Source organism: Parabacteroides sp. AF18-52 (genome assembly GCF_003479145.1).
GTDB lineage: Bacteria > Bacteroidota > Bacteroidia > Bacteroidales > Tannerellaceae > Parabacteroides > Parabacteroides faecis.
In genome coordinates this window covers 85,624-96,880 of record NZ_QUGR01000003.1, presented here as the reverse complement: position 1 = coordinate 96,880, position 11,257 = coordinate 85,624, and the positions used below count along the sequence as shown (strand labels likewise).

9 protein-coding genes are annotated in these 11,257 nt (G+C 44.7%); all 9 read left to right on the top strand.

From position 1 onward, the window contains the following. The first annotated feature begins 133 nt into the window (after positions 1–133). The 9 genes from DWX23_RS07215 to DWX23_RS07175 all read left to right on the top strand — a co-directional run bounded on the left by DWX23_RS07215 (position 134) and on the right by DWX23_RS07175 (position 11,236). Positions 134–1,501 carry a sigma-54 dependent transcriptional regulator gene (locus tag DWX23_RS07215; RefSeq protein WP_122373996.1) on the top strand — a complete coding sequence of 456 codons (1,368 nt, stop codon included), beginning with the start codon at positions 134–136 and terminating at the stop codon, positions 1,499–1,501. Next, complete coding sequence (locus DWX23_RS07210; protein ID WP_122373995.1) at positions 1,498–2,820, top strand: PAS domain-containing sensor histidine kinase; 1,323 nt, start codon at positions 1,498–1,500, stop codon at positions 2,818–2,820. Before DWX23_RS07215 ends, DWX23_RS07210 begins: the two co-directional genes overlap by 4 nt. A 335-nt stretch (positions 2,821–3,155) precedes the next feature. Next, positions 3,156–3,320, top strand: coding sequence for a hypothetical protein (locus DWX23_RS24855; RefSeq protein WP_158607057.1), 165 nt, complete (start codon positions 3,156–3,158; stop codon positions 3,318–3,320). 603 nt (positions 3,321–3,923) lie between these two features. After that, the gene (locus DWX23_RS07205; protein WP_122373994.1) at positions 3,924–5,435 is read left to right on the top strand and encodes an NAD(P)H-hydrate dehydratase; all 1,512 of its coding nucleotides are present in this window, start codon (positions 3,924–3,926) and stop codon (positions 5,433–5,435) included. A gap of 195 nt (positions 5,436–5,630) precedes the next feature. Beyond that, positions 5,631–7,349 carry a tetratricopeptide repeat protein gene (locus tag DWX23_RS07200; protein ID WP_122373993.1) on the top strand — a complete coding sequence of 573 codons (1,719 nt, stop codon included), beginning with the start codon at positions 5,631–5,633 and terminating at the stop codon, positions 7,347–7,349. 115 nt (positions 7,350–7,464) lie between these two features. Then, positions 7,465–7,824, top strand: coding sequence for a DUF3244 domain-containing protein (locus DWX23_RS07195; RefSeq protein ID WP_122353881.1), 360 nt, complete (start codon positions 7,465–7,467; stop codon positions 7,822–7,824). A 265-nt stretch (positions 7,825–8,089) separates the two neighbouring features. Beyond that, positions 8,090–9,157 carry a DUF4831 family protein gene (locus DWX23_RS07185; RefSeq protein WP_122373992.1) on the top strand — a complete coding sequence of 356 codons (1,068 nt, stop codon included), beginning with the start codon at positions 8,090–8,092 and terminating at the stop codon, positions 9,155–9,157. 19 nt (positions 9,158–9,176) lie between these two features. Then, entirely contained in the window at positions 9,177–10,838 is a 1,662-nt protein-coding gene (locus DWX23_RS07180; protein WP_122373991.1) for a peptide MFS transporter, read from the top strand. 14 nt (positions 10,839–10,852) lie between these two features. Continuing rightward, a complete protein-coding gene (locus tag DWX23_RS07175) occupies positions 10,853–11,236 on the top strand; it encodes a hypothetical protein (RefSeq protein WP_122373990.1) in 384 nt (127 codons plus the stop codon). The last annotated feature ends 21 nt before the right edge of the window (positions 11,237–11,257 follow it).

Sequence of the window (11,257 nt, the reverse complement as noted above, 5' to 3'; positions counted from 1 at the left end):
CTAAGAAAGAACTAACAGGATAGTTGCCATAATTGGCACATTGGCATATTAACAAATTGGCAAATTATTAATCGTCTATCCGGAAATTTTACCTAAGTTTGGGGCACTCTATAACACACGAAGAACAAATATCATGGCAGTACGACAAGGCAAAATATTAGTGATCGATGATAACGAAGACATTCTCTTTACATTGAAAATGTTACTTCGTCCTTTGGCTGAAAGCGTTACGACCAGTACTAATCCGAAGGAGATCAACCGGCTCGTGTCGACCACCAAATACAACGTGATCCTGCTCGATATGAACTTCACGGCCGATGCCGTCAGCGGGAAAGAAGGCTTTTACTGGCTGGAACGCATCCGCGAAATATCACCCGAAACCGTCGTTATCCTGATCACCGCCTATTCGGATACGGAAAAGGCTGTCCGTGCCATCAAAGCAGGCGCCACCGACTTTATTCCGAAACCCTGGCAGAATGAAAAGATGCTGGCAACTATCTCGTCCGCCCTTGAACTCAGCCTGCGCCGCGGTGAGGTACAAACCCTGAAAGAGCAAAAATCGGTGCTCACCACTGCAGAGCCTAAAATTGAGGTGATCGGCGAATCTCCCGTGATGGAGCAGATATTCAGGACACTGGATAAACTGAAACATGCCGATGCCAATATCCTGCTTCAGGGCGAGAACGGGACGGGGAAAGACCTGATCGCCTACACGCTCCACCAGCAATCGCCACGTAACCAGGAGGCATTCGTACCTATCGACCTGGGAAGCATCCCGCACAACCTGTTTGAAAGCGAACTGTTCGGGTATGAAAAAGGGGCCTTTACCGATGCAGGTAAAAGCAAATCGGGACGTTTCGAGATCGCATCCGGCGGCACGCTTTTCCTGAATGAGATCGGAAACCTGCCGCTTATGCTTCAATCGAAGCTGCTCACGGTGATCGAACAACAGAAGATAAACCGCCTGGGATCGACCAAAGAGACGCCTATCGACGTCCGGCTGATCTGCGCGACCAATACCGACCTGCATGCGGCAGTAAACGACGGCAATTTCCGTCAGGACCTGCTTTACCGGATCAATACGATCGAGCTGTTCATCCCTCCTCTGCGCGAAAGAGGAAACGATGTCTCCCTCCTCGCCGATCATTTCCTGAAACGCTACAGCCTGAAATACAAGAAAGAGATCGACGGCTTCTCACGGGAAGCACGCCAGCTCCTCAAGCAATACCACTGGCCGGGCAACGTCCGCGAACTACAGCATGTCATCGAACGGGCGGTCATCCTTTCCGACCAGAAGAAACTGCAATACGACGACTTCATGCTCCGCACCCCTGTTGCCAGCTACCGGGAGAAAGAGGAGAAATTCAATCTGGAAGAACTGGAGAAGAATACGATACAAGAGGCGTTGCTACATTGCTCGGGTAACCTGACACAGGCCGCCGACCTGTTGGGTATTACGCGTACATCTTTGTATAGGCGACTGGAAAAATACGGCTTATGAAACAGTACTCAAAAAAGGCCATCGCTTCGATCCTGTTAGTACTGTTCACCAGTCTGGTTTGCGCATTTCTGGTGGCGGGGAAGTTCTACATCTCTGCGGGGATCGCCGGGATCGCTCTTCTGATCGAAGCCTGGTATCTGCTCCGGCAGATGGAACGGAGCGACCGACTGTTCCGCCAGTTTGTCTGGTCGGTACGTTATTCCGACTTTCTGGCTTCCGGGAAAACACCCAGAGAGAACTCGGAAGCTCTTCCCCGTGAGTTGACCGAAGCGATGGAGGATGCCTTACTTTATTATAAAAAACATCTGCAACAGAAAGAAAGCCAACTGCAATACTTCCAGGCATTGGCCAACCATATCGACCTTTCCGTCTTCGTCTATTCTTCCGAAACGGCACAGATCGAATGGATGAACCAGGCTGCCAAGATACAAACCGGATTGAATTTTGCCGAAACGATTGACGATCTGGCAGCTTATCACCCGGAACTTCCTGCCCGGCTGCGTATTTTGCATCCCGGCGAACTCTCCATCCTGCAAGTCCGCCGACAGGAGGATTATTCGCAACTGATACTCTCTTCCATGTCATTCGTGGTATTGAACAAGCCGCTTACAGTCGTCAGCATGAAGAATATCCGTTCCGTACTGGAAAACAAAGAGACCGAAGCATGGCAGAAACTGATCCGGGTACTGACACACGAGATCATGAATTCGATGACTCCTATCGTCTCCCTCTCCGAACTGCTGAAAAACAAGCAGGCTTCGGAGGAGATCAGCGAAGAGGACCGGGAGGAGATGAACCAGGCGATCAATACTATTTTCCGGAGAAGCAGCGGCCTGGTCCGTTTTGTAGAGAATTACCGGAAGGTGACGGGCATCCCTACTCCGGTTCCCGAAATCATTCCGGTAGACAGCCTGCTTAACAGCGTCGTCCTCTTGTTCAGGGAAGAAACAGATACGATAAGGATACTTCCTTCCTCATCGCATTTACAGGTCATTGCAGACAAGACGCTGATCGAGCAAATACTTATCAACCTGATAAAAAATGCGCTGGACGCAACAATAGATTGCCCGGACCCGTTGATAGAGTTGTCGGCAGGGATCAATACAGAGGGGAAAACCTTTATCCAGGTCAAAGATAACGGGACAGGCATTCCGGCAGATGTCCAGGAGCGCATCTTCATCCCATTTTTTACCACCAAACCTGTCGGCTCCGGCATCGGGCTGAGTGTTTCCAGGCAAATCATGTATATGCACAAAGGGAGCCTGACCGTTATTTCGGAAGCGGGAAAGGGCAGCCGTTTTCTGCTGACTTTCGCCTGAAAAACAGGAACAGTTTCATTGTTAGAAATAATTGAACTACTTTTCCCTTGATGGAAAAGTAGTCAAAAGATCAAGGCTTAACCGGCTTCACTGCTTCGGCGAAAGACTACGCTGAAAAATCCGAAACTCGCTACGCTCAGACAACGGATTTTTTTAACCGCTTCGTCTTCCACCTTCGCGGACGTTCACCCGCTTAGGCCTTTTATAGGAAGCTTCGCTTCCTTTAAAGATTGCCGATACCGACACCTATATAATATAACAGGTGCTTTCGGTTTTAACAGGCAGTATCAGCAATCACAAGAGAACGCAAAGCGTTCTATGAAAGGCATCAGCTGGTGAGCGTTAAACGCAGCAGCCGGAGAGAGCGTCCGGAGCATCCGCTGTTTGAGCGAAGCGAGTTCGGAGGCGACAGCGAACGCAGGATGCGAAGTAGCGAGGCAGGTGCAGCCTTGAACTTTTGGTTACTTTTCTTTCAAGAGAAAAGTAGCATTCAAATCTGATAATTTCTGAATCAAAATTTTCGGAACTCCGACCAGGCATAATCAGATTGTAGGACCAAGTATTTTGATGCTAGTTCTATATCGTACAATTAAAGAAATTAAGTTATACGCTGAGTTATACACTTCTTATACGCCGTATATTTTGAATTTCAATCGCCTAAAGCAAGTTATAAAACACACCTTATACACACGGACCGGTCTCTCTTTAAATATAGATAGAAGTATCTTTAATATAGAATTTATAATAGGGCATTTTTTCAATTTTTTTAGTAGAGGTCAAACCGTTCTCTAACGCTCTATTACAAAGTAAATCATTATCCAAAACATATATGTTTCGTTTGCAAATCATATATGTTTTGTCGTTAAAACACCTATGTTTCGACAGCGGTTGTCAGCTCTTTTTCCAATAAAGATTAACTGTCTTTATCCAGCACTAACCATCCCTATCTGCTCCTATCCGGTAGTCACTTTTCAGTTGTACTTACTTTTGTGAGGTTATCGATAATCTGATAATAACTGAATAAATTATTTTAGCGTAGTTAGCCTGTTTACAAAGTTTGTTATACATTTGTATGCAGAATAAATATTAGAGATCCTACAATCATGATAAAGATATTTCCAACCGATAAGGTTAAAGAACTCGATCAATACACGATCCAAAACGAGCCGATTAGCTCTATCGACCTGGTAGAACGTGCCTCAACGGTTTTTGTGCAGGAGTTCTGCCGCCGTTTTTCGAAGCAAACCCGCATCATCGTATTCGCCGGACAGGGTAACAACGGTGCCGATGCACTTGCCATCGCACGCCTGCTGAAAGATGAGTGCTACAAAGTTGAGACTTATTTATTCAATCCGACCGAACATCTTTCTTTTGATTGTGAGATGAATAAGCAACGGATACTCGGCCTGGAAAAGGTAGAGTTTACCGAAGTAGTAGCCGACTTCGTTCCTCCGGTACTGACCGAACGTGATGTCGTGATCGACGGTCTGTTCGGTTCCGGCCTGAATCGTCCGCTGACAGGCGGGTTCGCTGCTATGGTACATTATATCAATCAATCGGATGCGACGATCGTATCTATAGATATTCCCTCCGGACTGTTCGGCGAAAACAACCAGACCAATGATCCGGACTCTATCATCCGGGCCAACCTGACACTGACGTTCGGTTTCCCGAAACTGGCGTTCTTCTTCCCGGAGAATGCCGAATATGTCGGTGAATGGAAAGTGCTGGATATCGGTATTCATCCGGATATTGTCGATAATACTCCCACTCCCTATATGATGGTGACGGAAGAAGATATGGCGGAAGTATTCCAGCCACGCGACAAATTCTCTCATAAAGGGACTTTCGGCCACGCATTGCTTATTGCCGGAAGCAAAGGCAAAATGGGAGCTGCCCTGCTTGCCGCCCGTTCATGCCTGAGAAGCGGGGCCGGACTACTGACGGTTCACATTCCGCAACGCGGTGAAGTAATCCTGCAGGCCGCTTTCCCGGAAGCGATGGTCAGTTTCGATCCGCATCCCGACTATTTCACGACCGTTCCCGAAATATCCGCTTACTCCGCCATCGGTGTAGGACCCGGATTAGGCCAGCATCTCGAATCGGCTGCCGCTTTGGAACGTCTGCTTCAAACAACGGAAAAGCCGGTCGTGCTGGATGCCGATGCACTCAACCTGATCGCTTCCAATAAAGATCTTCTGAACCGCATCCCTCCGCACAGCATCCTGACACCGCACCCGAAAGAGTTCGACCGCATTGCCGGAGAAAGCAACAGCATGTTCGAACGTTTACGGAAAGCACAGTCATTCGCTGTCGATCATAAACTTTGCATTGTCCTGAAAGGTACCTATACGGCAACCTGTACTCCCGGAGGTAACATTTATTTTAATAGTTGCGGAAATCCGGGCATGGCAACTGCCGGTAGCGGCGATGTCCTGACCGGTATTATCCTGGGATTGCTGGCACAAGGAGCTGAACCTGAAACAGCTGCTGTATCGGGAGTTTTCCTTCATGGTACGGCTGGCGACCTGGCTGCCGTTTACCGCTCGGAAGAAAGTATGATCGCCGGTGATATCACCGACATGCTCGGAAAAGCGTTCAAGCAAATCAAATAACAACCGGAATGCATTCTGATTTATATTACCAGCCAGGTCCCTGAAAGGATCTGGCCGTACTTTTTTTATAAGTTGTGTACCTTTTAATATTCAGCGTTTTTCGCAAGTCATACCTAATAATCAGCCAAATATAACATTCTATAAGAGCTTATGTTTCAAAAAAAAGAGATATATTCGACCACCAAAAGTAGGCAAATGACAAATAAATCCATACATATTATATCCTATTTATTACTGATCTGTGTGCTGTGTTTCCCCTCTTGCTCAAACAGCAACTCAATCTCTCCGGAATTACATCAGGCAGAGATGTTGATGGAAACAGCCCCCGACAGCGCATTGACCATCCTCAATAATATACAATCCCCCGAAAAACTGTCGAACAAGGAATATGCTGCATATTCCTTGTTGTTCACACAGGCTCTGGATAAGAATTACATCATGATAACCTCCGACTCCCTGATAAAAAAAGCAGTCGCCTATTATGAAAATCAGAATGATATCCCGGCACTGGCATTGTCATATTATTATATGGGTAGGGCCTATTCGGATATGCAGGATGCACTGCAGGCACAACAATCCTACCTCAAAGCACGCGAACTGGGAGAAAGTTTACATGCTACCGACCTGCTTATCAAAGCAAACAATAGCCTGGGAACCCTTTATTCGTATCAGGACATCTACGAAATGGCACTTCCTCTCTATAAAAGGACATTGCAGCTTTTAGAAAACAGTAATGATTCTACCAGAATATCTTTCGCCCTACGTAACACCGCCCGTGTTTTTACCGAAACTCAGGAACCGGACAGCGCTATATATTACTACCGGCAAGCAATAAAAACAGCAACCCCGCAAAGTATCTCGTCGTTATATAACGATCTCGGAAGTTTATATCTGAAAACAAAACAATATCAAGATGCTTACGATTGTATACAGAAATCGATGCAAACATGCTTACCATCCAAGCCCCGCTATCATTTATACCTGACGTACGGAGAATATTTATTGAAAACAGCACAATATGACTCTGCCCGGTATTACCTGAACCGTAGCCTGGAAAGCCCGAGTATTTATACACAGGCCGGAAGTTTATATTTCCTGGCCCGGATAGAAAGACAGAAATCCAACCTGACAAACTATTTCAAATATTGGGACCGCTATGAACAGCTAAGGGATTCTATAGACGAAGACTCCCATTATGAAAATATACGTGTGGTACAAAGTATGTTCAACTACCAGCGTATAGCGGATGAAAAGAGCAAATATGAAAAGGAAGCATCCCAACGAATGATCATCATATACCAGATACTGATAATCACTGCCGCCTTGTTCCTTGCCGGCTTTTTCATCTTCAAAAAGGAACAAAAGAAAAAGAAGAAGCTGCTCGACCTGAAAGAACAGCTATACAAACAGAGCCAACAGTACATAGAGGATAACAAGAAACAGATCCGGCTACTCGAAAGAAATCTGTCGGAAGGAGAAGAATCTTTGAGCGAAGTAAAGAAACAGCTATTTGAAACCCAAAAGTTGATACTGGAAATGGAGAACAGGCAAGTCTCATTAAAGCAAAATACGGTCGAATTACTGGAACAGGATTTCAAGAGATCCTCTTTATACTCTAAAATCCACAAAGCCGACTCGGGACTGACCGATAGCGAATGGTCCGAACTTGTTTTGCTGATCGATGCCACATATTCGAACTTCACAAGCCGCATTCTTGAACTATCTCCGCGGCTCTCCCCGGAGGAATTACGCATATGTTATTTGGTCAAAATCGGTGTTCCTGTAAAAAAGATAGCGATATTAACCAACATAACCAGCTCCGGAGTCTCACAATGCCGTAGAAGACTGTATAAAAAATTGACACAAGAGTCTGAAAATGCAGAGAAATTCGACTCGTTTATATCTGATTTCTAATCAATTAAACATTGTCACCATTTTGTCACCAAAAATATAATCCATATTAAAATATCAATTATATTTTTGTAAGGCATTTTCATTTTTATCAACCTACAATTAAACATTTAAGATCATGAGACAGTTAATTGCTACTCTATTTTTAGTTATTTGCGGAGTGTTTTGCGCTCAAAATATCTATGCTGATCGTATCCCAACTAAGGGCAAATGGGGACCAGAAGATATTAAATCTATTTTTCCGGCACCTCCTACAGCTTCAATAGAAGGAAATAACCTGACAATCGAATTTACCAGTCCGCTGGCAAATCTGACTATTCAGGTAATAGATAATACAGGAACGGTAGTCTATGAAGAAAGTGTATCTGTTACAAGTCCGCAGGCATATACAATTCCATTAAATACAGAAAATGGAGAATACACCCTGTGCCTGGTACATCGATATGGATACCTGACCGGCTCATTTGTTATTGAATAGCATTAAATGCACTAAATTTATGTTTTCTGCAACTCGCGGAGGATGATTTAACCAACCCCTCTATATCTCGATCTCCTTTTCCATTCGCGAGTTGCTCTCCCATAACCAAAACATTAACTATGATTTTATTCCTTCCTACCCAATATACCATAATCCGACTTAACATCTGCATTACAAAAGACTAAAAGACGGTTCTATGGTTGGTTACTAACAAAATATTTCCTAGTTTTGTACAATCATTATTGAGATAATAAATTGTTTGGATATGAAGAATCTGATCACAATAGCATGTCTTTTGTTTAGTCTACCACTAATGGCACAAACCAAAGTGGTAAAGAAAAATGCTGTCAAAGCGAATAATTTCGGTATTACTTATTCATTGCCAAAAACACAACTGATCATCGATGCAGAAGTGACAAAGGTAACCTGTAAAGCAGGACCTTACTACAAGTATGCAGAGAAATATCTGGGAGTTAAAGATGCGGTAACGGAAGATAAAGTATACTATGAACTGGGTAAACTATCTCTGGTTAATAAGGGAATACCCGATCCGGATAACACGTATATTGTTGAATTTAAAAGCGGTACGGTTGCTCCTTACGCTTATCTGACGGAAGACGGCCTCCTATGTTCCATCAACGCCGAATATACTCCGGAAGAATCGGAACTCGAATCTATAAAGAAAAACGGACAGGGACCGGCAAAAGTAACGGATGCCTCTGTTTTTTCAGAAGAGCTGCTGATGGCAGGCTCTACAGCCCGGCAAGCGGAAGTTGCCGCAAAACAAATCTACCGTATCCGTGAAAGCCGTTTGAATATCTTAACCGGTGACGCAGACAACCTTCCTCCCGACGGTGAAGCGATGAAGTTGGTTATCCAGCAACTGGAAGAACAGGAAAAAGCACTATCTAACCTGTTCACCGGCATCCTGACCAAAGAAACATCTCATTATGAAGTAAGCATTACGCCTTATGACAATCTGGATAAAGAAGTTTTATTCCGTTTCTCTAACCTGATGGGGATCGTCGATGCAGACGATCTGGGAGGTGTTCCGGTCTATATGAATCTGAAAGCAACCGAGCGTGCTCCGGTTCTCGACCCGAAAGAAGCAGAAAAGAAGGGAAAATCAATGAAAGGCATTATTTATAACGTACCGGGAAAAGCCAGTATCGAGATCAGCATGAACAAAAAAACACTCTATAAGGGAGAAGCACAAATTACCCAGTTCGGTTCACGTGAAGGACTTGCCCCTGTTATGTTCGAAGATAAAAAAGCTCCGGTAAAAGTCTATTTCTATCCGGAGACCGGCGCCATAAAACAAATAATTCAATAATAATCTAATCTAAATTCTTATGTTTGAAGGACAACCTAAAGGTTTATACGCGTTAGCCTTAGCGAATACCGGCGAGCGTTTCGGGTATTACACGATGCTCGCAATTTTTACTCTATTTTTACAAGCTAAATTCGGCTTCACAGCTGCCGAGACATCTACCATCTTCGGGTCTTTCTTAGCAGCAGTGTATTTCATGCCGCTTATCGGAGGTATCCTTGCCGATAAATTCGGTTACGGTAAAATGGTAACGACAGGTATCGTTGTCATGTTTATCGGATATGTATTGTTATCTATTCCTACACCCTCTTCTACCGGAAAAATATTAATGTTCGGTGCATTGGCCCTGATCGCTTGTGGTACAGGTCTGTTCAAAGGGAATTTGCAGGTAATGGTAGGTAATCTGTACGATGCTCCCGAATACAAAGCAAAACGTGATACCGCATTCAGTATATTCTATATGGCTATCAATATCGGTGCGATGTATGCTCCGACTGCAGCTACAATGATCACCAACAAGATGTTGGGTAAAGCCGGATTTACCTATGTGCCGCAGATCCCTTCACTGGCTCATCAATTCCTGAACGGAACAATTACAGAAGAAGGAGCTACCACCTTGAGCGGTTTACAGGCTGCTCAGAATTTCGTCGGTGATACAGCTACATTCTGTACGACGTATATCGATAAATTATCGGAGGCTTACAACTATGGTTTCGCTATTGCCTGTATTTCTCTGATCGTATCCATGCTGATCTATGTGGTGTTCCGCCCGACATTCAAACATGCCGATTACAACTCTAAACAGGCAAAACCAGCTAATGTACAGGAAGAAGAACTGACACCGGAACAGACAAAAGCACGTATCCAGGCATTGTTGCTGGTATTTGCCGTAGTTATTTTCTTCTGGATGGCATTCCACCAGAATGGCTTGACACTGACATTCTTTGCACGTGACTATACGGCTCAATCCATTACCGGACTGGATCGCTTAGGCTTCAATATCGTGAACCTGACCTTCCTGTTAGTCATCGTTTACGCAGCCTTCTCTTTATTCCAGTCAAAAACAGGTAAAGCAAAAGGTATATCGGCTGCAATCCTTCTCGTTATGCTTGGCTTGCTCGGATGGAATTATGCCTCTATGGATCCGACAGTAGGTATCCTGCCGCAGATCTTCCAGCAGTTCAACCCATTCTTCGTAATCGTGTTAACACCGGTATCACTGGCAGTATTCGGCTATCTGGCAAAGAAAAAGAAAGAACCGTCTGCACCGCGTAAGATCGGTATCGGTATGGTGATTGCAGCCTGCGGTTTCCTTATCATGGCTGTAGGATCATTAGGTTTGCCGACACCGGCAGCAGTCGAAGCAAACGGTATTTCTGCCGATGTACTGGTTTCACCGAACTGGCTGATTTCGACTTATCTGGTATTGACTTTTGCTGAGTTGCTTCTTTCACCGATGGGTATCTCATTTGTATCGAAAGTGGCACCTCCTAAATATAAAGGTATGATGATGGGAGGATGGTTCGTGGCTACGGCTATCGGTAACTATCTGGTGGCTATCATCGGTTACCTGTGGGGCGGAATGCAGTTGTGGATGGTATGGAGCGTATTGATCGTATGCTGTCTGTTGTCTGCTCTGTTCATCTTCTCTATCATGAAACGTTTGGAAAAAGTAGCTAAATAAGAAAAAGCTGAAAGATGAAGTTGCAGCAACAAAGATATTTCAGGCAAAGTTCTTTCCGGTTCAAAAGATGGAGCCGGAAAGGGTATGCTGCATTCTTCAGTTTGAAGCGGGCCGTTACGATCGGACAACTTTCCTCTAATGTATCGGAAAGATTCCAGGTTAAGAACGGCTCCAACCACTCGTCTGTATTATTTGCCGGACGTATAAATACGGAAGAGACCGAGGTCGTAACGGATATCTCACAAGAGCGATCGGGCACGGAAGCCATCACATGGCTTTCGCAGATGTTACTTCTTTTATTCTCTTTGCCGACGGTAAAACAGACATCGGTAGCGGCTTCGTACGTACATTATATTATATTTATATATCCTAAAGCGGGAAGTTTCAGTATATGCTGAGACTTTCCGCTTTTTATTTCT

Bases quoted from the DNA above. Each gene is read 5' to 3' on its own strand.
- DWX23_RS07205 (WP_122373994.1), top strand. From the start codon at position 3,924: ATGATAAAGATATTTCCAACCGATAAGGTTAAAGAACTCGATCAATAC.
- DWX23_RS07200 (WP_122373993.1), top strand. From the start codon at position 5,631: ATGACAAATAAATCCATACATATTATATCCTATTTATTACTGATCTGT.
- DWX23_RS07195 (WP_122353881.1), top strand. From the start codon at position 7,465: ATGAGACAGTTAATTGCTACTCTATTTTTAGTTATTTGCGGAGTGTTT.
- DWX23_RS07215 (WP_122373996.1), top strand. From the start codon at position 134: ATGGCAGTACGACAAGGCAAAATATTAGTGATCGATGATAACGAAGAC.
- DWX23_RS07185 (WP_122373992.1), top strand. From the start codon at position 8,090: ATGAAGAATCTGATCACAATAGCATGTCTTTTGTTTAGTCTACCACTA.
- DWX23_RS07210 (WP_122373995.1), top strand. From the start codon at position 1,498: ATGAAACAGTACTCAAAAAAGGCCATCGCTTCGATCCTGTTAGTACTG.
- DWX23_RS07175 (WP_122373990.1), top strand. From the start codon at position 10,853: ATGAAGTTGCAGCAACAAAGATATTTCAGGCAAAGTTCTTTCCGGTTC.
- DWX23_RS07180 (WP_122373991.1), top strand. From the start codon at position 9,177: ATGTTTGAAGGACAACCTAAAGGTTTATACGCGTTAGCCTTAGCGAAT.